Genomic DNA, 24,986 nt, shown 5'->3' on the forward strand with positions numbered 1-24,986 from the left:
TGCCATTCGCGGTCAGCGCGGCAAGATCGCAGGCATTGCCCGTTAATAAGGATTAAACATGTCGATTTGGGTGGATGCCGATGCGTGTCCCAATGTCATCAAAGAGGTGTTGTATCGCGCCGCTGAGCGCACCAAAGTCACCGTGACTTTCGTCGCTAACCAGCCGCTGCGCGTACCGCCGTCGCCGTTTCTGAAAACGCTGCAGGTGGCTGCCGGCTTTGACGTGGCCGATAACGAGATTGTGAAACGCGTGCAGCCGGGCGAGCTGGTGATTACCGGCGATATCCCGCTGGCAGCAGAAGTGCTGGAGAAAGGGGCGGCAGCGCTGAATCCGCGCGGGGAGCGCTACAGCAGCGATACCATTCGCCAGCGTCTGACCATGCGCGATTTTATGGAAACGATGCGCGCCAGCGGCATTCAGAGCGGCGGCCCGTCGGCACTAAGCCCACGAGACCGCCAGCAGTTTGCCAACGAACTGGATAAATGGTTACGTCAGCGTTAATCAGACGAAGCTGTCGTCGTCGTCAAAATCACCGCCGCTGCCGAAATCGTTGAAATCATTGTTATCGGCAAAGCTGTTGTTGTCCCAGCCTGAATTGTCATTCAGGAAGGCATTGTTGCTGTCATTGCCGTTGAAGGTGTCCAGATTATCATCCACCTGCGGCAGCGCCGGTTCGTTGATGATATTAACGATCTCTTCCGGCTGCGAATGGTGGAACAGGCTGGTGAGCATATCCGCCATCACCACACCGCCGGCCACGCCGACAGCCGTTTGCAGTGCGCCCCCCAGGAAACCGGTACCGCGCGCCGGTGCAGCATACTGCTGCTGAGGCGGTGCGGCATATTGTGGCTGTTGCGGTGCGCTGTTCCATGCCGGCTGTTGCGGCTGCGCCGGGCGTGAACCGCCGCCAAACAGGCTCGACAGGAAACCGCCGCTGCTTTGCTGCGGGGCCTGCTGCTGCGCCTGCGCCAGACGGCTCTCCAGCTCCGATACCTGCGCGTTGAGCTTTTTCATCGCCGCTTCCTGAATCAGGATCGCCTGCGCCATGTAGTAGGGCGCACCGGGCTGGCTCTGTAAATGCTGATTGATTAACTGTTCGGCACCGGCATCACGCGGGCCGCTCTGGCTTTCCGCCTGTTTCAGACGGCTGAACAGGCTTTCAATAAGTTGTTGTTCCTGGCTCTGCATGGTGAACCTCCGGTTAGGCATAGCGTGTTGTTCTTCAGGCGACCAACAGGACGTCCGTTGCCTGAACTATAAAGCGTATATGCGGGCTGCGTGACAGAAAGTAAATCAGCGGCCTGGTAAGCAAATGTTGCCCCGCGCTTACAAATCGCCTGATGCACGAAATGCGCATCGTTTTCCCGTTAAAAATCAAAACAATGGCATTAGCTATCGCTGAAATACGCGTAATTCGTGCTTCGCGGCTGGCTGATAAAATAAAATCCAGGTATCATGCGACGCATTATTGACCTGATGACGTTGCCCGCGCGGCAGACTACGGCGGAGGATGAGCCCGGATGTCATTACCCATCTATCTGATCGGCGCACGCGGTTGCGGTAAAACCACCATTGGCCAGGCGCTGTCGCAAGCGCTGGGCTATGCCTTTCGTGACACCGACCACCACCTGCAGCTCACCACACAGCGCAGCGTGGCTGAGATTGTGGCGACGGAAGGCTGGGACAGCTTTCGCGCGCGTGAAAGTGAATCGCTGCGGGCGGTTACCGCGCCTGCCAGCGTAATCGCCACCGGCGGCGGCATGGTGCTGGCTGACGTCAATCGCCACTTCATGCGCGAGCATGGCCAGGTCATCTGGCTCAACGCGCCCTCTGACGTACTGGCCGATCGGCTGGAGCGTCAGCCAGAAGCGGCACAGCGTCCCACCCTGACCGGCCGGCCCATCGCGGAAGAGATGGAAGATATCCTGCGTGAACGCGCGCAGCTCTATCGTCAGGCCGCGCACCATGAAGTCAACGCGATGCAGGCACCGGAGCAGGTGGTGGAACATATTCTGCAATCGCTGTCTCTCGCCCGCGCCAGCTAACTGCCTAAGAATTCTCCCTCTTTTTTACAGCGATCCTCGATTGTCTATACTGAATAGCAGGCAGAGGATCACCGCTGTCTGTGTGGAAACCTGACATAAGAGGGAAAACGATGCCAACCAGACCACCCTATCCGCGAGAAGCGCGCATTGTTGCCGTTGAAAAAGGGCAGGCGGGCAATACCGTCACCTGGTATGAATTACGGGCCGACCATCCACGTCCGGATACCTTAATTAGCGAACATAAATCGGAAGCGGAAGCGCAGGATGCCAAAGACCGCTATGAAGATGTGGAAAAAGAATAATCCCGGCGGGCAGGGATGCCCGCTTTAGCGTAATTACGTCCGGTCGCTAAATAGATTTTTTATTTTCCCTGATGCGCTAATTATGGCGATAAAAGCTGCCGTCTTTTCTGTTTAATCGCTCTCCTGCCTGATAACGTCTTTTTATTTTGCCTTTAGCCCTTATTTTCTGCTGCCTTAAATAGCCTGCGTTTTGTCCGGTGCAAAATTTGCGCTTGACCGATAAACCGTCGCGTTTTACTTTCGGGTTATCGATACAGGAACTCAGTTCCATATAGTGAAACCAGCGCCATGACCACACTCGAAAATGCCGCCGCCGTGCTTAAGCTGTTTCAGCGCTTTGGCGTGGCGCAGGGCCATCCCGGCCTGACCTTTACCGAGGTGGTGGAGGCGCTGGGGCTGCCGAAAAGTACCGTGTCGCGCCTGCTGGCGACCATGGAAAGCGAAGGCTTACTGGAGCGCGATCCCGACAGCCGCTGTTTTCAGATTGGCCGCGTGCTGTTGTCCGTTGCCGGGCACTATCTTTCGACACCGCTGATTGACAGCGCATCGGCGCCGATGGCGCGCCTGGCGGCCAGCAGCGGCTGCATGGGCTATATCTCAGTGCTGGACGGTGACGATGTGCTGGTGATGCGCATGTACCACGGTCGCTTCTTTACCCAGCTTGTGACGCCGCCGGGTACACGGGTATCGGTTACCGGCACGTCGACCGGCCGCGTGCTGTTAGCGCAGCTGAGCGATGACGAGGTGCGCGCGCGCTTCAGCTATAACTGGCAAACCGCGTCGATCAATTCACCGCTGAACATCGATGCACTGTGCAAAGAGCTGGCGCTGATTCGTCAGCAGGGCTGGGCACTGGCACGCAATGAAACGCTGCCTGGCATTAGCTCGCTTGCCGTAGCGGTAACCAATAAACACCGCGGTGAAAGTGCCGCATTGTGTCTCTCATTTCTTTCGCAGGAAGCGGCCCCGGGTTATCCGGAAGCGCTGCTCAGCGAATTGCGCGCAACGGCTGCACTGATGGCCGAAAAATATGGCGCAGCGTCCTGAATAAAACAGGACAACCCTAATTTGATTTCAAGGCGTAATACTTCGCGCCACACCGGGGAAATAGCAGGTCTTCGGACCTGCTTATTTCAATAATCAGGGAACGATGAATAAAACATTGAGGTTCCGCGTGTCGGGCACAATGTCATTGCGCGTTTTCTACAGGGTGAAAATACGGGGATAATATGCGTCTGGATAATCCAATAAAAAATATTGGCGTGGGCCTGATGCTGGTTCTGCTGTCAGTTGCAGGGGCCATCATTGGGGTACAGCTGATCACAACTATTGGGGTAACGCCCAATACTTCTATTATCGGCGCGCTATTTGCCATGCTGCTGGCGCGTATTCCGCTACAGTGGTTTCGCCGCTACCGTTCAGTCGAAGTGCAGAACCTGGCGCAGACCGCCATCTCTTCCGCTACCTTTGGTGCCGCTAACAGTCTGTTGATGCCGATTGCCGTGCCGTGGGCGCTGGGTGAGCCGCAGCTGGTGCTGCCGCTGTTTGTCGGCGTCAGCGCGGCCATGCTGCTGGATGCGTGGCTGCTGTATCGTCTGTTCGACACGCGCGTATTCCCGGCCAGCAATGCATGGCCACCAGGCGTGGCAGCGGCAGAAGCGATCAAAGCCGGTGATAAGGGCGGTCGCCAGGCGTGGCTGCTGGTGGCTGGAATCGTGGGTGGCGTCGCGGGCTCAATGCTGAAAATCCCGATGTCCGCTTTTGGTACGGCATTCATTGGCAATATCTGGGCGCTGACCATGCTCGGCATCGGCTTCCTGCTGCGTGCCTATGCGCAACCGGTTGCCGGTATCGATATCAACGCGCTGTACATTCCGCACGGCGTAATGGTCGGAGCCGGTCTGGTGGCGCTGATTCAGGTGGTACAGGTGATTCGCAGTCGCCGTCACGACAACCTCAACGTCAGCCGCAGCGACAGCGAAGTTAAACGCGCGCTCGGCCTGGGAACTGTCGGCTATATCGTGATCTCGGCGCTGCTGGCGCTGGGTGGCGGGCTGTGGAGCGAAATGGGCCTGCCGATGCTGCTGCTGTTTATTATCTACGCGGCCTTTGCCGCCTTTGTGCATGAGCTGATTGTCGGCATCGCCGCCATGCACTCGGGCTGGTTCCCGGCCTTCGCGGTGGCGCTGATCACCCTGATCCTCGGCATCCTGCTCGGCTTCCCGCCGCTGGCGCTGTGCCTGCTGTGCGGCTTCACCGCGGCCACCGGTCCGGCCTTCGCTGATATGGGCTATGACCTGAAGGCCGGCTTTATTCTGCGCGGTAACGGGGCCGATGTGCAGCAGGAGCTGTGGGGCCGCCGCATCCAGCTGATCGCCGCGATGATCGCTTTCGTCATCGCAATTCCGGTAGTGTGGTATGCGCATAACCTGTTCTTTGTCGACAACCTGCTGCCGCCGGTGGCGCGCGTTTACGCCAAAACCATTCAGGCCGGCGCGGAGCCGGGCATTGCCGGTAGCCTGCTGATGTGGGCGATTCCGGGAGCGATTATTCAGCTGATCGGCGGGCCTAAGCGCCAGCTCGGCGTGCTGTTAGCCACCGGTCTGTTAATCAACAACGCCGCCGCAGGCTGGGCGGTGCTGGTCGGGATTGCGTTACGTGTCCTGATCCTGCGCGTGTGGGGCGAGCGTGGACGTTCACCGATGGAGGTGATGGCCGCTGGATTCATTGCGGGCGACGCGCTGTACAGCTTCTTCCACTCACTTTTTGCCAGTAGCAGTAAGAAATAATCCAGGGATTTAGCGATGAGTTTACAGCAGACACTACAGGTTTTTGAGTTACTCGACAGCGCCTACGTGGATGGCCAGCAGGTGGTCGATCTGTTCGCCGCCTATCCTGGCGTGCAAGCCAGCTTTAAGCGCGTCAGTGGGCCAAAAGGGCGCACCGATTTTGTGCGCATCGACATTCCTGGCGCCCAGGGCAAAAGCCGGGGCGGCAGCGCGCCGACGCTGGGGATCATTGGCCGTCTCGGCGGCATCGGTGCGCGCCCGACGCGCATCGGCATGGTGTCCGACGCCGACGGTGCGGTCGCTGCAGTGAGCAGCGCGCTGAAGCTGGCACAGATGCAGACCAAAGGCGACGTGCTGGCCGGCGACGTGATCGTGACCACCCATATTTGTCCGGATGCGCCGACCCGGCCGCACGAGCCGGTGGACTTCATGGATTCGCCGTGCGACGACATCACCATGAATGACAACGAAGTGGTTGCGGGCGTTGACGCGATTCTCTCTATCGATACCACGAAAGGAAACCGCATCCTCAACCATAAGGGCTATGCGCTGTCACCCACGGTGAAAGAGGGCTACATCCTGCGCGTGTCGGAAGATCTGCTGCGCATCATGGAGATGACCAGCGGTCAGCCTGCGGTGACCTTCCCGATCACCACGCAGGACATCACCCCTTACGGCAACGGCGTGTATCACCTTAACAGCATCCTGCAACCGTCCACCGCCACCGATGTGCCAGTGGTGGGCGTCGCGATTTGTGCGCAATCCGTGGTGCCTGGCTGCGGCACCGGCGCCAGCCATGAAGTGGACATCGCGGCGACCGTGCGCTTTGCGGTGGAAGTGGCCAAAGAGTTTGGCCGTGAGACCTGCCAGTTTTATGACCCGCAGGAGTACGCGCTGCTGCTATCTTTGTATGGTAGCCTAAGTCACCTGCGCAGCCGGAAAGCCTGATGATGAAACCGTCGCTAGTAACCTTAACCATTGGCCAGTCACCGCGTAGCGATATTTTGCCGCTGCTGCAGGAGCATTTGCCCGCCGACGCCGTCGCGCATGCCGGTCTGCTGGATGGCCTGACGCTGGCCGAAGTGGAGCAGTTATACGCGCCTGCGCCGGGTGATAAAGTGCTGGTTTCGCGCATGAGCAGCGGCGAACAGGTACGGCTGGCGGCGGCCACCGTCGAACAGGGACTACAGCGTAAAATTACCGCGCTGGAGCAGCAGGGTTACGACACCATTCTGCTGCTGTGTACCGGTGAGTTCGGTACGCTGAAAACCACGTCGGCGCTGCTGCTGGAGCCGGATCGCATCATTCCGCCGCTGGTCAGCGCCATCGTACAGACGCACAAAATCGGCATCGTGGTGCCGGTTGAGGAGCAGATCGCTGAGCAGGCCAGCAAATGGCGTAACCTGCAAAGCTCGCCCTGTTTTGCCGTCGCCAGCCCATACCTGGCGCAGCAGAGCGAACTGATGGAAGCCGGACTGACTCTGCAGGAGCAGGGCGCTGATGTGGTGGTGCTCGACTGTATCGGTTATCACCAGAAACACCGCGATTTCCTGCAGAACATGCTGGGCATTCCGGTGCTGCTGTCGAATGTGCTGGTGGCGAAACTGGCGGCTGAACTGATCGTCTGATCGAGGCCGATCACAACTTGCGACGGGCGGCGCTAATTCGCGTGACAGATCAGCGAGTTCCCTTGTAATCTGCCGGTAACCCTAATGTGCTGTGAGGAAGTAACATGCTCAACGTAAGTGAGTATTTCGACGGAAAAGTGAAATCCATTGGTTTCGACAGCGTGACCATTGGCCGGGCCAGCGTTGGCGTGATGGCGGAAGGCGAATACACCTTTGGTACCGGCCAGCCAGAAGAGATGACGGTAGTGAGCGGCGCGCTGAAAGTGCTGCTGCCGGGCGAAGCCGAGTGGAAATGGTACGAAGCCGGATCGGTATTTAACGTGCCGGGCCACAGCGAATTCCACCTGCAGGTGGCGGAGCCAACGTCTTACCTGTGCCGCTATCTTTAAGCGTTAAAGCAGCATCCATGATCAACCGGTAATGCCTGTGCGGCGTTACCGGTTTTTTTATGCGCCAGCATGGGGTGTGGCCTGCGGTCAGCATAAATGCTGACCCTACAGGTATGAATCAGCATATTTGCAGGGGCGCCATTCATGGCGACCGTTAAACACACCCGTACTATCCTTCCAGCCGGCGATGCCCGCTTAACGCTGCGCTTCGCCGCCTAACGCTTCCACCAGATTGCTGATCAATGCCGCCAGCTCGCTGGTCATCAGAATGAAATCGGCATCAAAACGCTGGGCGAAATCATCGCGATCGATATCGTCATTCTGCTCGCGCAGCGTGTCGCTGAACTTCAGACGCTTCACCGAGGCGTCATCGGCGATCACCAGCTGAATACGCTCCTGCCAGTCGAGCGCCAGTTTGGTGACCACTTTACCGGCTTCGATGTGGGTGGCGATCTCGTCGGAAACCAGATCCTGCTTTTTACAGCGGATCACGCCGCCATCTTCCAGTATCGCCTTCAGCTCAGCCTCGTCCATCAGGGTGAAACCCGCCGGCAATTCACCGGAGCGCACCCATTCGGTCAGCGTCAGTTCGATCGGATTTTCCAGCGTCAGTGGCACCACCGGTAGCGAGCCGAGGCTCTTACGCAGCAGCGCCAGCGTATCTTCCGCTTTCTTCGCGCTGGCGCAGTCGACGATGATCAGATTATTGACGGTGTCGATCCACATAAAGGTCTGACTGAAACGGCTGAAGGCGCGCGGCAGCAGGCTATGCAGCACTTCATCTTTCAGCGAATCCTTTTCGGTCTTTTTCAGCTTGCGGCTCTGTTCCGCTTCCAGCTTCTCAATTTTGGCTTCCAGCGCCTGCTTCACCACCGGCGACGGCAGAATTTTCTGCTCGGTGCGGGCGCAGATCACTATCTGACCGTTAATCACATGCGTCAGCGCTTCGCTGCGGTTGCCCATCGGCGAGACCCAGCCGGTTTTGGCCATGTCCTGGCTGCCGCACGGCGTGAAGGTGAAGGCGTCGAGCTGTTTTTCCAGATCGTCTGCGGACAGCGGGATGTCCCGATTCAGACGATAAACCATCATATTTTTAAACCACAACATCAGGATTCCTTACCGTGGGTGCGATCGGGCGCACAAGTCTAAAACAGTCAGCGCGCATGATAGCGAAACATCGGAGTGGTTTCATTGCCTTTCCCGATTCAGCCTTCTACTGTATCTGTCACCTGAACGAATAATGAGGAATAAATCGTGCGTATCGGTATTGATTTAGGCGGCACCAAAATTGAAGTGATTGCGCTGTCTGACCAGGGCGAGGAGCTGTTCCGCCACCGCGTGAATACCCCGCGTGACGACTACGCCGCCACGGTGCAGGCGATTGTCGATTTAGTCCTGCTGGCGGAAGCGCAGACCGGGCAGCAGGGAACGGTCGGCATCGGCATTCCCGGCACGATTTCTCCTTATACCCAGCGGGTAAAAAATGCTAACTCGACGTGGCTCAACGGCCAGCCGCTGGACAAAGATTTGGCGCGTGCGCTGAATCGTGACGTGCGCATCGCCAATGACGCGAATTGCCTGGCGGTTTCCGAAGCGGTCGATGGCGCAGGCGCAGGCCAGCCGCTGGTGTTTGCGGTGATCATTGGCACCGGTTCCGGCGCAGGCGTGGCCATCAACGGTGAATCACGCATTGGCGGTAACGGTAACGCAGGCGAGTGGGGGCACAATCCGCTGCCGTGGATGGATGAAGACGAACTGCGTTATCGCGCGGAAGTGCCGTGCTACTGCGGGCTGCAGGGCTGTATTGAGACGTTTGTCTCCGGCACCGGCTTCGCCATTGATTATCAGCGTCTCAGCGGACAGGCGCTGAAGGGCGCGGAGATCATCCGGCTGATCGAGCAGCAGGATCCGGTGGCCGAGCTGGCGATGAGCCGTTATGAAACGCGGCTGGCCAAATCGCTGGCGCAGGTGGTTAACCTGCTCGATCCGGATGTGATTGTGCTCGGCGGCGGCATGAGCAACAACGATCGGCTGTACCAGACGGTGCCGACGCTGATGAAACAGTGGGTATTCGGCCGCGAGTGCGAAACGCCGGTGCTGAAAGCGGTGCACGGTGACTCCAGCGGCGTACGCGGTGCCGCCTGGCTGTGGCCGGTGAAAGGGTAGCGTAACGACGCTTTATGCGTGCTTAACCCCTCTTCCAGCGGAAGAGGGGGCCGAAGCGGGTCAGTGTTGGCTTAACTGACCGGCGTGACACACGATATCGTGCGCATGCAGCACGGCTGGCCGGTTTTCATTCAGTCGGATGGCGGCATAAATATCGATATGCAGATTTTGCGCTTCATCGTCAGCCAGTGCGCGATAACACAACCCTTCCTGATGAAAGGTACATTTCGACTGCGGCATCAGGGCAAAGCCTTTTCCTCGGGCAATGTGTGTCAGCATAACCAGTGAATCATCGGGCTCTTTAACTCTTTTAAGCGGGGTGTGGAGCTGTGAAAACAAGCGTTCACATTTATCGTAGAACGACGGATTGGCGCTTCTGGCAAACCAGAACAGCGGTAAATCACCGATCGCTTCCAGCGAGACTTTTTCTTTCAGGCTGGCCGGATGTCTGGCCGGCATTGCTACCAGCAAAGGCTCACGACCGATCCACTGGTACTGAACGGTATCTTCGTGGCCGGTTGCCCTTTCGCCCGTCAGTACCAGGTCCAGGCGGTTTTTTGCCAGACACTGCAGCAACTGCGCAGACGTCAGATCGGGCGTTTCCACATCGTCGGCGGCGTCCAGTTTCAGCAGTTGCTGGTGAATGGGCGCAATCAGTGCAAAATTCAGCGTGCGAGTGAGGCCGATACGCAGGCGCTTTTCTGAAGAAAGCGAGCCAGGCTTGAGTTCATTCAGCGCCTGAAGGATCTTCTCCGCTTTGATTACCAGCGCCCGGCCAGCGTCCGTCAGACTGACGTCATGGGTGCTGCGGCTAAACAACGGCTGCTCCAGCACGGCCTCAAGGCGCTTAATCTGTCGGGTTAGCGGAGGCTGAGTCATTCTGAGCCGTTCGGCGGCCCGGCGAAAGTTCAGCTCGTGCGCAACCGCAAGAAAGCATTGAAGCTGTTTCACGCTGGGGAGATGGTTGCTGATCAGGTGCTCTGCCGTCGCCATAGAGTCCATCCGGGTAATCAAAGACGTTATTCTACCCCGCTAAAGATCAGCAGGATATGGGGTTAATCGGTCTGGACGCGCAGCAGGCTGGCGGCGCGACGTCAGAAAAAATAACCGGGCGTTACCCGGTTATGGCTTCAGGCATTAATGCTTTTCATCCCTTCCTGAGAATAGCGCTCGCCCCTGATCTCAATATGCTGGTGGATAGCGTTCAGTAAGGCGATATCTGCCTGCTCCAGCACGATATCGGCGGCCTGCGCATTTTCCGCCAGATAGCGGGTCTGTTTCGTTCCCGGAATGGGGATCAGCTTGTCGTATTGCGCCAGTAGCCAGGCCAGCGCAATCTGCCCTGGCGTGCAGCTGTACTTTTCAGCAAGCGGGTGCACCGCGTCAAGAAGCTGGGCGTTATGGTCGAGGCTGGATTGACTAAAGCGCGCATTATTTTTGCGGAAATCACCCTCGGCGAAGTCGCTGTTATGACGATACTTTCCGGTCAGAAACCCTCTGCCCAGCGGAGAGTAGGGAACTAAACCTATACCCAGCTCTTTCACCACCGGCAGAATCTCAGCTTCGATATCGCGCGTCCACAGTGAATATTCGGTTTGCAGGGCGGCGATCGGGTGGACGGCATGGGCCCGGCGCAGGGTTGAAGCAGAAACCTCACACAGGCCAATGTGGTTGATCTTACCCGCTTTAACGAGGCGGCTCAGGCATTCCATGCTCTCTTCAATCGGCGTAGCCTGGCTCACGCGGTGAAGATAGAACAGATCGATGCGCTCAACGCCAAGCCTTTTAAGGGATTCATTACAGCAGCGGGTGATGTAGTCGGGTTGGTTGTTAATCGTCCGGGCATAAGCCTGGTCCACGGGGCGATCGATTCCGCACTTGGTAGCAATGTTAAACTGCTCACGCGTGGTGTTATCCAGACCGGCAAGAAAGTGGCCAATCAGCCGCTCATTATGGCCCCGCCCGTACATATCCGCGGTGTCGATAAACGTGATATTCAGGTCGATAAGCGTGTGTAACAGCTGCAGTGAAGCGGTGTCGTCTGTCTGACCATAAAATTCGCTCAGTCCCATGGCACCATAGCCGATCGAACTGACAGTCAGGGTTTGCGATAAATGTCGGGTGTGCATAGTGGCTCCTTTTGTGTTTTTTTTGATTGTTGCACCCCGATTACGCGTAATGAATTGTCATTTTCGTCATGCAAAAAAGGTATCACAGCAGCAAGACCGGAGCGGTGCTGTGGTGGGATGGATTTATCGCGTGGGGCAGAAAGAGACGGGTACTCAAAGAGCTCTGTGTACCCGTCTCCGTTGCCTGAAGGGCAGGGGCAATGCGTTTGTTACTCGCCAACCAGCATGGAGTCCTGCGGTGCGCGCTCGCGCTGGGCTTTGGTGGCGAGGAAGTAAAGGTAGCCGAGCACCATGATCGCCACAAACAATCCGCCGATTACCGGGTTAAACCACAGCATCGCCACCAGACACACCAGCGACAGCACCAGTGCGATGCCCGGAACCAGCGGATAGCCCGGCGCACGGAAGCTGCGCTCCAGATCCGGTGCGCTGCGGCGCAGCTTAAACAGGCTCAGCATACTCATCAGGTACATCACGATCGCGCCGAACACTGCCATGGTGATCATCGCCGCCGTCAGCGTCATGCCCTGCAGATTGATCAGTCCGTCGCTGTAAATGGCGGCGATACCGATGACACCGCCGGCGATGATGGCACGGTGCGGCGTCTGGAAGCGCGACAGCTTCGCCAGGCTGGGCGGCAGATAGCCCGCGCGCGCCAGGGCAAAGAACTGACGCGAGTAGCCAAGGATAATGCCGTGGAAACTGGCGACCAGGCCAAACAGGCCGATCCACACCAGCATATGCATCCAGTTAGAGTGCTCCCCGACGATCATCTTCATCGCCTGCGGCAGCGGATCGTTGATGTCCGACAGCTTGCGCCAGTCGCCCGCGCCGCCGGCCAGTAGCATCACGCCAATCGCCAGCACCACCAGGGTAAGAATGCCGCTGATGTAGGCTTTTGGGATGGTGCGCTTCGGATCTTTGGCTTCTTCGGCCGCCATGGCCGCGCCTTCAATGGCGAGGAAAAACCAGATAGCGAACGGGATGGCGGCAAAGATGCCGGACAGCGCTGGCATGCCAAAATGGTCGCTGCCGGCCCAGCCGTTGGCGGCGAAGTTAGCGACGCTGAAACCCGGCGATACCACGCCCATGAACACCAGCAGCTCCAGCACTGCCAGCACCGTCACCACCAGTTCGAACATCGCGGCCAGCTTCACGCCGAGAATATTCAGTGCCATAAACAACAGATAAGCCCCGACCGCCGCCGTTTTGGGGTTGAGATCGGGATACTGCACGTTGAGGTAGGCGCCAATCGCCATGGCGATGGCCGGCGGGGCGAACACGAATTCAATCAGCGTCGCCAGACCGGCAATCAGACCACCGGTTTCGCCAAATGCCCGACGGCTGTAAGCGAACGGCCCGCCAGCGTGCGGAATCGCCGTGGTCAGTTCGGTAAAGCTAAAAATAAAGCAGGTATAAAGCGTGGCGATCAGCGCGGTGGTGATCAGGAATCCCAGCGTCCCGGCCACGCCCCAGCCATAGCTCCAGCCGAAATACTCACCGGAAATCACCAGTCCAACCGCAATACCCCATAAATGCAGGGTGCCCAGCGTGGGTTTTAGTTTGCCTGTCATCTTCATCTCCCCGTCATGCTTGTTGTGCGGCGTTGGCACCGCGCTATTGTGGGTTTGCGCTACAGTGAAGGGATAATGCCGCTGCCCGGGACGGGAAAACTTGACGCCGGCGCAGTGAGTTTTGTCCTCTGCGGTCAACTCGCTGCCAGAAAAAGCGCTGGCTGTACGCTGCGGTCAACTTTTGCTGTTCTGCGGTCAGGCAGTCAGGACGACCTCATCCCATGCTGATAACACTGGTTTAAAGAGACTGATGCTGGAGAGTGATGAATGAGCGCCAAACAAGCCGAATCCCTGACCGATGCCGAGATCACCCTGCTGGCGCAACGTGCGCTGGCCTGCTATCCCGCCGCGCTGCACGGTGAGCTGCAATTACTGTGCCGTTCGGAGAACGCCACCTTTTTGCTGCGTGCCGGCGGCAAACGCTACGCGCTGCGCCTGCACCGGCCGGATTACCACAGCAAAGCGGATATTCTCAGTGAACTGATGTGGCTCGATGCGCTGCGCGAGACCGGCATCATGGTGCCGCAGGCCATCCCGGCGTGCGACGGTGAAAGCGTGCTGACGCTGACGCTGGCGGACGGCAGCACGCGTCATGCGGTGCTGTTCCACTGGATTGACGGCGAGATGCCGACCACCGACGTCGATCCCAAAGCCTTTCAGCAGCTCGGTACCATCACCGCGCGCCTGCATCAGCACAGCCGCAGCTGGCAGAAACCCGAAGGTTTTCAGCGCATTATCTGGGATCATCACACCATGGTCAGCGAGCACAGCCACTGGGGGCGCTGGCAGGATGCGCCGCATCTCGATCCGGCCGATCACGGCATTATCGCAGCGGCGGTAGAGCGCGCCGGGCAGGCGCTGGCGGAATTTGGTAAAGAGCGCGATCGCTACGGCCTGATCCACGCCGATCTGCGTCTGACCAATCTGCTGCTGCACAAAGGCGAGACCCGGGTGATCGACTTCGACGACTGCGGCATGGGCTGGTATCTGCACGATCTGGCGGCCGCGATCAGCTTCGTCGAGCACCATCCGCGTGCGGCGGAGTGGGTGGATAACTGGATCCTCGGCTATGAACGCGTGGCGCACATCAGCGATGCTGAGATGGCGCTGGTGCCGACGCTGCTGATCCAGCGTCGTATCCAGATGACGGCGTGGATGGGCACGCACGCCGATACCGAGATGGCGCTCAGCCTCGGGCCGCACTGGGCCAGCCATTCGGTGCGGCTGTGCCGTCGCTATCTTGAGAGCAGCCAGCTGCCGGTAGGCGCGTGACCTGCACCAGCAGAGGGCAGCGGCGTGCGCTGATGGCGTAATCTGGTGCCTGCGCATTAAGCGCGCCGGCCGTCACAGGCGCGCTGACAGGGACGCGGATCGCCGCCGGGAGCGCGCCAGCGGCGGCCAGGCGGTGCATTGCCTTGCACCGCGCGCCGCCGGGTGACGCTGGTATGAAAATTGCTGGATCCCTTCATTCTGTTATCCGCGCGATCCCTGAGAGGTTCCCATGCAATCACTCATCTCTGCTGCTGATGCCTTCAGCGCGTTTGCCACACCCGCCAGCAACCGTGGCGTTCTGGCCGCGGCGGCGACCGGTCTGAGCGCCTTCATTACGGATAAAGGCGGCGATGTCGATCGCATCTTTGGCATCAGCGGTATCGATTCCGAACTGCTGGCCAGCCCGACACTGAGCCTCGGGCTGGTGAACTATTGCCGCGTGATGGAAGAAGCGGCGCGCCACTCCGGCTTTGATAACTTCGGTTTGCATTACGGCAGGCAGTTCAAACCGCAGTCATTAGGGTTAATTGGCTACATCGGACTGTGCTCGCCGACGCTGGAGCAGGCGCTGCATAATGTAGTGAACGCGTTTCCCTGGCACCAGCACGATACGCTGACGCGGCTGGTGGACAAGGGCGACTGCTGGCGGCTCGATTATCAGGTGCGCCACGGGGCGATCCTGGCACGCCGTCAGGATGCGGAGCTGACGCTCGGCATGTTCCTCAACCTGATTCGCCACGTGGCGGGCAAAAACTGGGCGCCGCGCGAGGTGCACTTTGAACATCCGCGTCCGGAGCAGTGGCACGAGCACTGCAAAGTGTTTGATGCGCCGGTCTGGTTCGATCAGCCGTTTAACTCACTGTTGATCGCGAAACGCGACCTGCAGCGCGCCATGCCGGAGCAGGATGCGATGCTGCTGATGGTGATGCAGGATGCCATTCGCCGCCTCAACAGCAGCGCCAGCGTGCAGAGCGTGGTCGAACAGGCGCGTTCACAGGTCAGCCTGACGCTCATTCAGGGCGAACCGGTACTGGAGGAGATCGCCGGCAAAATGGGGTTGTCGAGCTGGTCGCTGCAGCGACGCCTGCGCGAAGAGGGCATCAGCTTTAGCGCGCTGGTGGATAAGGTGCGCTGCGAAATGGCCACGCACTATCTGCAGCAAAGACAGCTGCCCATCTCGGAGATGGCGCTGCTGCTCGGCTATTCCGAGGTCAGCGCGTTTTCCCGCGCCTTCCGCCGCTGGTTCGGTATTAGCCCGCGCCAGTGGCGCCAGGATGGGCTGGTAAGTCAGGCCGGTGTGGCGCAAAGCCAAACCACGCTGGCTGGTCGCGCTGCGGCGGAGGCGGTAAGCCGCGCGACTGACCAATAAGCTGCCACGCGCGCAAACACAGCGCTTCGTCGCCCTGGGTTTGCGTCACCGCGTAGCGCCCACTGTTCTGCCACTCCAGGCGCACCCAGCACTGCTGTCCGGCATAGCGCGCCGCATCGTGAAACTGCTTATTGAGCTGCTGCTGCAGTGCTTCACTCCAGTGGCAGGCGGCGCTGTCAGCATCGCCCTGCGGCTGGCACTGATTGGCCAGGCTGGGGGCTGGCGCGGACACCTGCTGGCAGGCGCTGAGCCCCACCATCATTACTAACCCACCTGATAGTCTCGCTAATCGATTAATTAAATTCATTAATAAGCCTGCATTTTCGCTAAAGATTCCTGGCGCTGCTGCCGACAGTCTACAGACCGCAGCAGGGAATGCTATGGCATTACTCTGACTGTCGGCATAACCAGAATTTGCCGCCTGGTGGCGGTGTTATCCCTTCCTTTATTCATGGACCAGAAATGCAGAAGAAATATGCCTTTGCGGCACTCTCCTTGTTAAGCGCCGCGCTGCTCAGTGGCTGTGCCACCGAGTCGTCGCGCGCCATCGACGCACCTCAGGTTCGCGCCGCAAGCCAGCCGGTTTATCAGGGCGTGCGCAGCCCAATCGCGGTGGGACAGTTTGATAACCGTTCGTCATACATGAATGGGATTTTCTCCGACGGCGTTGATCGTCTGGGCAACCAATCCAAAACCATTCTGATTACGCATCTGCAGCAGACCAATCGCTTCAACGTGTTGGATCGCAGCAACCTGAAAGAGCTGCAGCAGGAAGCCGACTTCAAACACAGCCAGCAGAACATCAAGGGCGCTAACTACATCATCACCGGTGACATCACCGAGTTCGGGCGCAAAGAAGTGGGCGACCAGCAGCTGTGGGGCATCCTCGGCCGCGGTAAAAGCCAGATCGCTTACGCCAAAGTGAACCTGAATGTGGTGGATGTGACCACTTCAGAAGTGGTGTATAGCGTGCAGGGCGCGGGTGAATACCAGCTGTCAGCGCGTGAGGTGATCGGCTTTGGCGGTACCGCCAGCTATGACTCTACCCTGAACGGCAAAGTGATGGATCTGGCGATCCGTGAAGCGGTCGACCACCTGGTGGATGGCATCAATAACGGCGCATGGCGCCCGGTGAAATAAGGATATTGACGATGAAATTACTGCAACTGAGCGCCGCGCTGATCGCGGCAGGCGTGCTGGCCGGCTGTGCGCCAAAAGGACCGGAGCCGATCTACTACTGGGGTGATTACCAGCAGCAGGTCTACAGCTATTACCAGAAAGACAGCGATCCGCAGAAGCAGATTGATGCGCTGAATCTGGATATCGAAAAGGCCAAAGCGGTGAACAAGCCGGTAGCACCGGGTCTGCACGCCCAGCTGGGCCTGCTGTACGCCAAAAACGGCAATACGGATAAAGCTTTCAGCCAGTTCGCCCTTGAGAAGCAGCTGTTTCCGGAATCGGCCCCGTACATGGACTTTCTGATGAAGAAAAAAGGAGTGAACCAATGAAAAAACTGATTGCCGTGTGCGGCGTATTCGCGGCGCTGCTGCTGACCGGCTGTGCCCAGAATAAGAAACCGTATGACTACAGCGCCTTCCGTGCCAGTAAGCCGGCGTCTATTCTGGTGCTGCCTGCCGATAACCGTGCGCCGGATATCAACGCGTCGCATAGCTTCACCTCGCTGGTGACCCAGCCGCTGGCGGAAGCGGGTTACTACGTGTTCCCGGTGGCGGTGGTGGAAGAGACCTTCCAGCAGAACGGCCTGAGCAACGGGCATGAAATTCAGGCGGTGAGCACGAAGCGCTTGCATGACATCTTCAACGCGGACAGCGCACTGTACATTTCGATTACCGATTATGGCAGCAGCTACCTGGTGGTTGATTCGGTGACCACGGTCTCGGCCACTGCCCGTCTGGTCGATCTGCGCAGCGGTAAAGAGCTGTGGCAGGGCATGGCCACCGCTAATGATTCTGAGAACAGCAACAACAACAACGGCGGCATCATTGGCATGCTGGTGTCGGCGGCGATCAAACAGATTGCCAGCAACGCGGGCGACAAAGCGCACACCATTGCGGGTGTCACCAGCGCACGTCTGTTAGCGCAGAACGAGCAGGGTGGTCTGCTGGCCGGTCCGCGCTACAAAGCGCCGGTAACGCGTTAATCTACCTGGCGCGGCGATCAGCTGATCGCCGCGCCACTTCACGCATCACTCGCCCGGCAGCTCCAGTTTACTGTAGCCGAGCCCGTTCATTTTACGCACCCGGATTTGCACCGGGATGCGCTCTTTCATCGCTTCCACATGACTGATCACGCCGATGGTTTTCCCGCTGGCGTTGAGGGCATCAAGCGCATCCAGCGCGGTGTCCAGCGTTTCGGCATCCAGCGTGCCGAAGCCTTCGTCGAGAAACAGCGATTCAATGCGCGTTTTATGGCTGACCAAATCGGACAGCGCCAGCGCCAGCGCGAGGCTGACGAGGAAGCTCTCGCCGCCGGACAGCGTACGCGTGTCGCGTGTGGCATCGGCCTGCCAGGTATCGACCACTTCCAGCTCCAGCTCATCGCTGACGCGGCGCTGCAATAAATAGCGGCCGTGCAGGCGATCGAGCTGGCGGTTTGCCAGCCAAACCAGATGATCGAGGGTTAAGCCCTGAGCAAAGCGGCGGAACTTGTCGCCTTTGGCCGACCCGATCAGATCGTTGAGGCGGCTCAGCTGTGCCAGTTCCGCTTCGTCAGCGGCGATCTGCGCCAGCAGCGTTTGCTGCTGCTGACGCTGCCGGGTATCGCTGTGCAGCTGCTGCTGCGCTTCGCCCTGCTGGCGTGCGTTGTCACGCAGCGCCACGCGCAGCTGCTCCAGCCGGATGGCGATGGAGCCAGCATCGGCATCGCTGAGCGCAGCCGGGCGCTGCTGCTGGTGATCGCTCAGCCGCTGCGCCAGTCTGGCATGCAGCGCGGTGTGCTGCTGATGCTGCTGCTCCAGCGTTTGCAGCCGCTGGCGCAGCGTTTGCACCTCATCTTCCGCCAGCAGCGCGGCGCGCAGGGCGCTTTCGTCAGCGAAATCACTGAGCAGCAATGCCTGCCGGAAGGCGCTTTCGGCGTCCGCTGCGCGCTGCGCCAGCGTCTGCTGCTGGCTGACAATCTGTTCATACTGACCTTTCAGGCCGTGCAGCTCGCTTTGCGCCTGCTGCCAGCGCTGCAGCTGTTGCGCCAGCGCCTGGTCATGCTGTTGCAGCGTGGCGTGCTGCTGCTGACGCGCGTCCGCCACGCACCGCTCGCCAAACAGCTGCTGGCGCTGCTGCTGTTGAGCCTGCTGCTGCTGTTGCAGGTGGTTAAGGGCTTGCTGCAGGCTGGCGACCTGCTGCTGTTCACGCGCCAGAGCGTGCTGCAGGCTGCTGCCTTCCGTTTCGCTTTTCGCCAGCTGCGGCTGTAGCTCAGCAAGTAACCGCTCACTTTCCTGCCACTGCTGCCAGCGCTGCTGCAGCGTTTGCAGCCAGCCGGCGCGCTCGGGCGCTGCCGGCAGGCTAAGCTGATGGGCAGCCAGCTGCTGTTCCAGCTGCTGTAATTGCTGCTGCCATGCCTGACGTTCACCGCTGACGCGCTGATCGAGTTCATCCCGCTGCTGCCGGGCGCTGGCAAGCTGCTGCTGTGCCAGCTGTTGCTGCTGCTGGTGTTGCTGCCAGCGCTGCTGCTGTTGCAGATGCGCGTCTTTGGCCTGCTGCAACGTGACGGCCGCCTGTTCACGCGCCTGCAACTGCTGCTGCTGGCGGGCTTCGAGCGCGTCCTGCTGCTGCAGCCAGGCGCTGAATTCTGCGTGCTGTTCAGCGCTGAAGGTAAGCGCCAGCTCACCGCACAGCGCCTGCCAGCGCTCGCGGGTGGCGGCGATCTGCTGGTCGAGATCGGCGATTTCCTGTTGCAGCGCCTGCTGTTGCTGCTGCGACAGTTTGAGCTGCTCGCCCCGCGCGGTACCGGCTTCCCTGAGCTGCATCACGCGGCTCTCCAGCGCGGCCAGGCGCTGCTGATTTTCGTCCGGCTGCAACTGCTGGTAGCGGTCGATGGCCGGATGCTGGCAGGAGCCGCACAGCGGGCAGGGCTGTTCCGGCTGCAGCTTCGCCCGCTCGTCGGCCAGCTGAATAATCGTGCGCTCCAGCTCGCACAGGCGACGCACATCCAGCAGCGTCTGATGCTCGCGCTTGTACTCCTCGCGCAGCTGCTGCAACGCCAGCGCTTCCTGCTCAGCATGCTGCTGTAACTGCTGCAGTTTGAGCTGGCGCTGCTGGCGCTGCGGCTGGAGCGTTTGCCACTGTGCCGCCAGCAGGCTGAGCTGCTGACGTACGCCGCGCTGCTGCTGATGCTGCGCCAGCGCCGTCCGCAGCGCCGGGCTGGCGATCTCCGCTTCCAGCGAAGTAAGCACCTGCTCCGCCTGCTGGCGCTGCTGCTGTGCCGCGGCTTCCGCCTGTTGCAGCGGCTGTGCCGCCTGTTCGCGCGCCTGCAGCGCCTGCTGCTGCTGTTCGAGCTGGCTTTGCAGTTGTTGCTGCTGCGCGCTGAGCTGCGTCAGCGTTTGCTCACGCTCTTCAAGCCGGGCGTGTTCGGCCTGCCAGCGCGCCAGCTCGCCGCCCCAGCGGGCGACAGCGGCTTCACTCAGGCGAAACGCCTGCTGCTGCGCCAGTTGCTGTTGTAAGCGTTCACTTGCCTGCTGATGCTGATCCAGCGCCTGCTGGCTGAGTAACAGGGTTTTTTGCTGTTCGCTCAGCAGCGCCTGCTGCTGCTCAAGCTGCTGTGCACGGCTGGCGATCTGCTGATCGAGCGGGATCACCTGTTCGCTCAGCAGCGTCTCCAGCTGTTGCTGTTCGGCCAGCGCGCGTTCACGTGCCTGCTGTGCGGCCTGATAGTGGCTTTCACCCTGCTGCAGCGCCGCTTGTGCCTGTTGCTGTTGCTGCTGTAACTGCTGCGCCTGCTGGTTCAGTGTCTGCTGGTCGCGCTGCAGCTGTTCGCGCTGCTGCAGTTTGTCGCGCAGCTTCTCTGCCGGTTCAGCACGCGCCAGCCGCTGACGATCGCCTTCCGCCTGCTGCCAGGCCGTGGCGGCAGCCTGCAACGCCTGCTGCGCCTGCTGTTGCTCCGCGTTGAGCTGCTGCTGCTGCGTCAGCCACTGCTGCTGCTGCTGGGCCTGCGCCAGCTGCTCGCTCAGATCCTGTTCGGTGCGGGTCAGCTGCTCCAGCTGCTGCGCCAGTTCGGCGCGGCGGGCGTCGTCGAGCAACTGCACCGCACCGGCGCGGGCGCGCAGCGTGTCGAGTGCCGCGCGCGCCGTGCGCCAGCGCTCGTAGATCTGCATCGAGATGTGGCCGTAGATTTCGGTGCCGGTCAGCTCCTCCAGCAGCTCGGCGCGCTCGCCGGGTTTGGCATTGAGGAAGGCAGCAAACTGCCCCTGCGACAGCATCATCGAACGGGTGAAGCGGGCAAAATCGAGACCGGACAAGGTTTCGATGGCTTTGAGCTTGTCACCGACTTTATCGGCGACGATCTGGTTGTCCGCCACGCGCGCCAGTTCGACGCGCGGCGCCTGCAGTTTACCTTCCGCCAGGCCGCGCGCGCGGTTCTGGCTCCAGAAGGCGCGCCAGGCTTCACCTTTGATCTCAAACTCCACTTCGGCGAGGCACTCAGCGGTGTCACGCGTCATCAGCTGATTTTCGCTCTGCGACAGGCCACCAAGGCGCGGCGTCTGGTGATAGAGCGCCAGACAGATGGCATCCAGCAGCGTGGTTTTACCCGCGCCGGTGGCGCCGGTGATGGCGAACAGCCCGTTGCTGGCAAACGGCTCGCGGCGGAAATCGATAAACCACTCGCCGCGCAGCGCGTTGAGGTTTTTAAAACGCAGCGTCAGAATTTTCATGCGCCCGGATCCTCCAGCGTCGCCAGCGTGCTGCGAAACAGCTGCGTTAACTGCGCGCGCTGTTCATCCTCCAGCTGTTCCTCCAGCGCCAGCCGGCGGGCAAATACCTCTTCAACTTTCAGTTCGCTCAGGGTTTCGTTCTCCAGCCGCGCCAGGCTGCGCTGACGCTGATCGCGACTGCGGCGCACCAGCAGCACCTCAACCGGCAGCGCGTCGGTAAGCTGTTCGATGCGGCGCTGCAGATCGCTCAGGTACTCCTGAGTGGTGATTTCGATATCCAGCCACACCGGCAGATCGCCTTCATAGGTGTGAAACGCGGTCAGCTGCTGTTCAATCTCCGCCATGGCGCCTTTTAACATCTGCATCGGCTGGAATGACGGAATAACCAGCGGTGTGACGGACTCCAGCCGGGTGCTAAATTCCAGCAGGAATACGCTTTTCTCACGCCCCAGTTCATCAAAACTGAGCGCAATCGGCGAACCGCTGTAGCGGATGTGATCGCTGTCGGCGATGCGCTGCGCACGATGGATGTGGCCCAGCGCAATGTAGTCGGCAGGCGGGAAGGCCTGCGCCGGAAAGGCGTCCAGCGTGCCGATGTAGATATCACGCACTGAATCGCTCTTGCTGACGCCCACAGTAGTGAGATGCCCGGTGGCGATGATCGGCAGCGTACTGCCCATGGCTTCGCGCTGCGCCACGGCGGCGGCATAACAGTGCTGATAGTGCTGCTCAATCGCCTGCAGCAGCGACAGCTGCTTATCGCGTCCGGACTGACCCGCCTGGCTGCGCAGAATATCGCGCGGACGCAGATAGGGAATGGCGCACAGCAGCGCCCCCGGCGTGCCGTCGTGCTGTTGCAGCGTCAGCACCTGTTGCTCGCCGCCGGGCGTGGCGCTGGTAATGACGCGGGTATTGAGGCAGGCCAGCAGCTCGCGCGATTCATTCAGCGTGGCGACCGAATCATGGTTGCCGGCCAGCACAATCAGCTGGCAGCCGCTGGGCTGCAGCGCCACCACGAAACGGTTAAACAGTTCGCGTGCGTAGCTGGGCGGCGAACCGGTATCAAACAGGTCGCCAGCGACGATCAGCGCATCCACCTGATGCTGCACAATCGCGGCCAGCAGCCAGTCGAGGAATTGCTGGTGCTCGGCGGCGCGGCTTTTGCTGTAAAAGAACTGACCGAGATGCCAGTCAGCGGTGTGAATAATGCGCATGAATGCTCCGTGCCTGCTATCGCAAAGCGGCAGTATAACCGCTTCACAACGCAATGAAAAAAAAGCGAAACCGGTTGTCACAATTGCGCTTTTTATCTGATTATCATGAGGTGGGTTTTTCATAAAAGTGTCACAAAACTGACGCATAATGGCGCCGCAAACCCCCGTGACATGCCGTCACAATCGCAGGAGTAATAATGGCTAAGCGCATTTTGGTTGTGGAAGACGAAGCTCCCATCCGTGAAATGTTATGTTTCGTGCTGGAACAAAACGATTATCAGCCGATTGAGGCTGAGGACTATGACAGCGCGATTGGCAAGCTGATCGAACCCTGGCCCGATCTGATTCTGCTGGACTGGATGTTACCCGGCGGCAGCGGCATTCAGTTCATCAAACATTTAAAGCGTGAAGCCATGACGCGTGATATTCCGGTGATGATGCTGACGGCGCGCGGTGAAGAAGAAGATCGCGTGCGCGGGCTGGAAGTGGGCGCCGATGATTACATCACCAAGCCGTTCTCGCCCAAAGAGCTGATGGCGCGCATTAAAGCCGTGATGCGCCGCATCTCACCGATGGCGGTGGAAGAGGTGATTGAGATGCAGGGGCTGAGCCTCGATCCCTCCTCGCATCGCGTGATGTCCGAAACCACGCCGCTGGAAATGGGACCGACCGAATACAAACTGCTGCACTTCTTTATGACGCATCCGGAGCGCGTATACAGCCGCGAACAGCTGCTGAATCACGTGTGGGGCACTAACGTGTATGTGGAAGACCGCACCGTGGATGTGCATATCCGTCGTTTACGTAAAGCACTGGAAGTTTCCGGCCACGATCGCATGGTACAAACCGTTCGCGGAACAGGGTATCGTTTCTCTGCCCGCTACTAAACGGAGTCTTTTACCGTGCTGGAACGACTCTCCTGGAAGAGATTACTGACCGAGCTGGCGCTGGTGTGTCTGCCTGCGCTGGTGCTGGGTCTGCTGGTTGGCTATCTGCCGTGGTGGCTGTTACTGGCCGTGTGCGGCGTGCTGTTCTGGCACTTCAAAAATCTGATGCGGCTGTCGCACTGGCTGTGGATTGATCGTTCAATGACGCCGCCCACCGGGCGCGGCAGCTGGGAACCGCTGTTTTACGGCCTGTATCAAATGCAGTTGCGCAATCGCCGCCGCCGGCGCGAGCTGGGCAATCTGATCAAACGCTTTCGCAGCGGGGCCGAGTCGCTGCCGGACGCGGTGGTGCTCACCACCGAAGAGGGCACCATTTTCTGGTGTAACGGTCTGGCCCAGCAGCATCTCGGGCTGCGCTGGCCGGAAGATAATGGACAGAATATCCTCAACCTGCTGCGCTACCCTGAATTCTCCCGCTATATCCGCCAGCGCGACTTTAACAAGCCGCTGACGCTGGTGCTCAATAATCAGCATCACATGGAGTTCCGCGTCATGCCTTACAGCGAAGGGCAGTGGCTGATGGTGGCGCGTGACGTCACCCAGATGCATCAGCTGGAAGGGGCGCGACGCAACTTCTTCGCCAATGTCAGCCATGAGCTGCGCACGCCGCTGACGGTACTGCAGGGCTATCTGGAGATGATGGACGATGCCGGGATGAACGAGCGCACCCGCAGCAAGGCGCTCAGTACCATGCAGGAGCAGACGCGACGCATGGACAGCCTGGTGAAGCAGCTGCTGACGCTGTCACGCATCGAAGCGGCCCCCGCCATTGATCTGAAAGAGACGGTGGATGTGCCGACCATGCTGCTGCTGTTACAGCGCGAGGCGGAAACCCTCAGCCAGGGCCGTCACAACATCCATTTCCACACCGATCCACACCTGAAGGTGTTCGGCAATGATGAACAGCTGCGCAGCGCGATTTCCAATCTGGTATATAACGCGGTGAACCACACGCCGGATGGCACGCGCATCGACATCAGCTGGCTGCGCACCAAACAGGGCGCCGAATTTAAAGTGTGCGACAACGGGCCCGGCATCAGCGAGGAGCATCTGCCGCGCCTGACCGAACGTTTCTACCGCGTGGATAAAGCGCGCTCGCGCGCCACTGGCGGTAGCGGGCTGGGGCTGGCCATTGTTAAGCATGCGCTCGGCCACCACACCACGCGGCTGGAGATCAGCAGCGTGCCGCATCAGGAAACCTGCTTCCGCTTCGTGCTGCCACCGCGCTTGATTGTGGCGAACGGAATCCGCGAGAATGTGGCGCAGTAAACGCCACC

At 59.7% G+C, this 24,986-nt stretch carries 25 protein-coding genes; 16 read left to right on the forward strand and 9 right to left on the reverse strand.

Translation table 11 applies throughout. From position 1 onward, the window contains the following. Window positions 1–58: 58 nt before the first annotated feature. A complete protein-coding gene (locus C1Y42_RS00485; RefSeq protein WP_010616571.1) occupies window positions 59–502 on the forward strand; it encodes a YaiI/YqxD family protein in 444 nt (147 codons plus the stop codon). Here the strand turns inward: C1Y42_RS00485 and C1Y42_RS00490 are convergent, their stop codons facing one another. Then, window positions 503–1,189: a DUF2076 domain-containing protein gene (locus C1Y42_RS00490; RefSeq protein WP_058775202.1), complete on the reverse strand. Its 687-nt coding sequence runs from the start codon at window positions 1,187–1,189 to the stop codon at window positions 503–505. 332 nt (window positions 1,190–1,521) lie between these two features. Here C1Y42_RS00490 and aroL point away from each other — a divergent pair, with 332 nt between their 5' ends. Together aroL and C1Y42_RS00500 are read left to right on the forward strand one after the other, a co-directional pair. Beyond that, complete coding sequence (gene aroL, locus C1Y42_RS00495) at window positions 1,522–2,046, forward strand: shikimate kinase AroL (protein ID WP_058781195.1); 525 nt, start codon at window positions 1,522–1,524, stop codon at window positions 2,044–2,046. A 110-nt stretch (window positions 2,047–2,156) separates the two neighbouring features. Next, window positions 2,157–2,348, forward strand: coding sequence for a YaiA family protein (locus tag C1Y42_RS00500; RefSeq protein WP_021507229.1), 192 nt, complete (start codon window positions 2,157–2,159; stop codon window positions 2,346–2,348). A gap of 76 nt (window positions 2,349–2,424) precedes the next feature. Here the strand turns inward: C1Y42_RS00500 and C1Y42_RS23340 are convergent, their stop codons facing one another. Further along, window positions 2,425–2,619, reverse strand: coding sequence for a hypothetical protein (locus tag C1Y42_RS23340; RefSeq protein WP_146068775.1), 195 nt, complete (start codon window positions 2,617–2,619; stop codon window positions 2,425–2,427). A 17-nt stretch (window positions 2,620–2,636) separates the two neighbouring features. On the opposite strand from C1Y42_RS23340, the gene C1Y42_RS00505 reads away from it, so the two are divergent. The 5 genes from C1Y42_RS00505 (at window position 2,637) to ppnP (ending at window position 7,154) form a co-directional block, all read left to right on the forward strand. After that, window positions 2,637–3,395, forward strand: a complete 759-nt coding sequence (locus C1Y42_RS00505; protein WP_104092634.1) for an IclR family transcriptional regulator — start codon at window positions 2,637–2,639, stop codon at window positions 3,393–3,395. Between the two features lie 182 nt (window positions 3,396–3,577). Beyond that, window positions 3,578–5,137, forward strand: a complete 1,560-nt coding sequence (locus C1Y42_RS00510; protein ID WP_104092635.1) for an OPT/YSL family transporter — start codon at window positions 3,578–3,580, stop codon at window positions 5,135–5,137. A 15-nt stretch (window positions 5,138–5,152) separates the two neighbouring features. Then, window positions 5,153–6,085 (forward strand): DUF1177 domain-containing protein, encoded by a 933-nt coding sequence (locus C1Y42_RS00515; RefSeq protein WP_021507226.1) that lies wholly within the window; start codon window positions 5,153–5,155, stop codon window positions 6,083–6,085. Window positions 6,086–6,087: 2 nt separating this feature from the next. Further along, window positions 6,088–6,765, forward strand: coding sequence for an AroM family protein (locus tag C1Y42_RS00520; protein ID WP_104093002.1), 678 nt, complete (start codon window positions 6,088–6,090; stop codon window positions 6,763–6,765). A 104-nt stretch (window positions 6,766–6,869) separates the two neighbouring features. After that, complete coding sequence (gene ppnP, locus C1Y42_RS00525; RefSeq protein WP_010616577.1) at window positions 6,870–7,154, forward strand: pyrimidine/purine nucleoside phosphorylase; 285 nt, start codon at window positions 6,870–6,872, stop codon at window positions 7,152–7,154. Window positions 7,155–7,349: 195 nt separating this feature from the next. Here the strand turns inward: ppnP and rdgC are convergent, their stop codons facing one another. Next, entirely contained in the window at window positions 7,350–8,261 is a 912-nt protein-coding gene (gene rdgC, locus C1Y42_RS00530; protein WP_021507129.1) for a recombination-associated protein RdgC, read from the reverse strand. Window positions 8,262–8,408: 147 nt separating this feature from the next. Between rdgC and mak the strand changes: the two genes are divergently transcribed. Next, entirely contained in the window at window positions 8,409–9,320 is a 912-nt protein-coding gene (gene mak / locus C1Y42_RS00535) for a fructokinase (RefSeq protein ID WP_021507130.1), read from the forward strand. Window positions 9,321–9,380: 60 nt separating this feature from the next. Here the strand turns inward: mak and C1Y42_RS00540 are convergent, their stop codons facing one another. From C1Y42_RS00540 to eat, 3 genes are all read right to left on the reverse strand, one after another. Continuing rightward, window positions 9,381–10,313, reverse strand: coding sequence for a LysR family transcriptional regulator (locus tag C1Y42_RS00540; RefSeq protein ID WP_104092636.1), 933 nt, complete (start codon window positions 10,311–10,313; stop codon window positions 9,381–9,383). 137 nt (window positions 10,314–10,450) lie between these two features. Continuing rightward, window positions 10,451–11,449 carry an aldo/keto reductase gene (locus C1Y42_RS00545; RefSeq protein ID WP_104092637.1) on the reverse strand — a complete coding sequence of 333 codons (999 nt, stop codon included), beginning with the start codon at window positions 11,447–11,449 and terminating at the stop codon, window positions 10,451–10,453. A 209-nt stretch (window positions 11,450–11,658) separates the two neighbouring features. Continuing rightward, window positions 11,659–13,023, reverse strand: coding sequence for an ethanolamine permease (gene eat, locus C1Y42_RS00550; RefSeq protein ID WP_058758051.1), 1,365 nt, complete (start codon window positions 13,021–13,023; stop codon window positions 11,659–11,661). 267 nt (window positions 13,024–13,290) lie between these two features. Here eat and C1Y42_RS00555 point away from each other — a divergent pair, with 267 nt between their 5' ends. Both C1Y42_RS00555 and C1Y42_RS00560 read left to right on the forward strand, forming a co-directional pair. Further along, window positions 13,291–14,295, forward strand: coding sequence for a phosphotransferase enzyme family protein (locus C1Y42_RS00555; protein WP_021507134.1), 1,005 nt, complete (start codon window positions 13,291–13,293; stop codon window positions 14,293–14,295). Between the two features lie 229 nt (window positions 14,296–14,524). Next, on the forward strand, window positions 14,525–15,664 hold the full coding sequence (locus tag C1Y42_RS00560; RefSeq protein ID WP_021507136.1) for an AraC family transcriptional regulator: 1,140 nt from the start codon (window positions 14,525–14,527) through the stop codon (window positions 15,662–15,664). Here C1Y42_RS00560 and C1Y42_RS00565 read toward each other — a convergent pair. Next, the gene (locus C1Y42_RS00565; protein ID WP_233210676.1) at window positions 15,546–15,926 is read right to left on the reverse strand and encodes a cell envelope integrity TolA C-terminal domain-containing protein; all 381 of its coding nucleotides are present in this window, start codon (window positions 15,924–15,926) and stop codon (window positions 15,546–15,548) included. The genes C1Y42_RS00560 and C1Y42_RS00565 overlap by 119 nt on opposite strands. A gap of 200 nt (window positions 15,927–16,126) precedes the next feature. Between C1Y42_RS00565 and C1Y42_RS00570 the strand changes: the two genes are divergently transcribed. Genes C1Y42_RS00570 through C1Y42_RS00580 form a run of 3 tightly spaced genes read left to right on the forward strand, consistent with a single transcriptional unit; the run spans window position 16,127 to window position 17,825 of the window. Continuing rightward, complete coding sequence (locus C1Y42_RS00570) at window positions 16,127–16,804, forward strand: CsgG/HfaB family protein (RefSeq protein WP_104092638.1); 678 nt, start codon at window positions 16,127–16,129, stop codon at window positions 16,802–16,804. A gap of 11 nt (window positions 16,805–16,815) precedes the next feature. Beyond that, window positions 16,816–17,172, forward strand: coding sequence for a DUF4810 domain-containing protein (locus C1Y42_RS00575; protein WP_021507139.1), 357 nt, complete (start codon window positions 16,816–16,818; stop codon window positions 17,170–17,172). Further along, window positions 17,169–17,825 (forward strand): DUF799 domain-containing protein, encoded by a 657-nt coding sequence (locus C1Y42_RS00580; protein WP_058781202.1) that lies wholly within the window; start codon window positions 17,169–17,171, stop codon window positions 17,823–17,825. Before C1Y42_RS00575 ends, C1Y42_RS00580 begins: the two co-directional genes overlap by 4 nt. Before the next feature lie 45 nt (window positions 17,826–17,870). On the opposite strand, the gene C1Y42_RS00585 is transcribed toward C1Y42_RS00580, so the two are convergent. Both C1Y42_RS00585 and sbcD read right to left on the reverse strand, forming a co-directional pair. Further along, window positions 17,871–21,548 (reverse strand): AAA family ATPase, encoded by a 3,678-nt coding sequence (locus tag C1Y42_RS00585; RefSeq protein WP_104092639.1) that lies wholly within the window; start codon window positions 21,546–21,548, stop codon window positions 17,871–17,873. Then, window positions 21,545–22,762: an exonuclease subunit SbcD gene (gene sbcD / locus C1Y42_RS00590; RefSeq protein ID WP_104092640.1), complete on the reverse strand. Its 1,218-nt coding sequence runs from the start codon at window positions 22,760–22,762 to the stop codon at window positions 21,545–21,547. The genes C1Y42_RS00585 and sbcD overlap by 4 nt, the downstream gene beginning before the upstream one ends. Before the next feature lie 197 nt (window positions 22,763–22,959). Here sbcD and phoB point away from each other — a divergent pair, with 197 nt between their 5' ends. Further along, a complete protein-coding gene (gene phoB, locus C1Y42_RS00595) occupies window positions 22,960–23,649 on the forward strand; it encodes a phosphate response regulator transcription factor PhoB (protein ID WP_021507143.1) in 690 nt (229 codons plus the stop codon). A 15-nt stretch (window positions 23,650–23,664) separates the two neighbouring features. Continuing rightward, window positions 23,665–24,978 carry a phosphate regulon sensor histidine kinase PhoR gene (phoR, locus tag C1Y42_RS00600; RefSeq protein ID WP_104092641.1) on the forward strand — a complete coding sequence of 438 codons (1,314 nt, stop codon included), beginning with the start codon at window positions 23,665–23,667 and terminating at the stop codon, window positions 24,976–24,978. Window positions 24,979–24,986: the final 8 nt, after the last annotated feature.

Source organism: Pantoea sp. ICBG 985 (assembly GCF_002928365.1).
Lineage (GTDB): Bacteria > Pseudomonadota > Gammaproteobacteria > Enterobacterales > Enterobacteriaceae > Pantoea > Pantoea dispersa.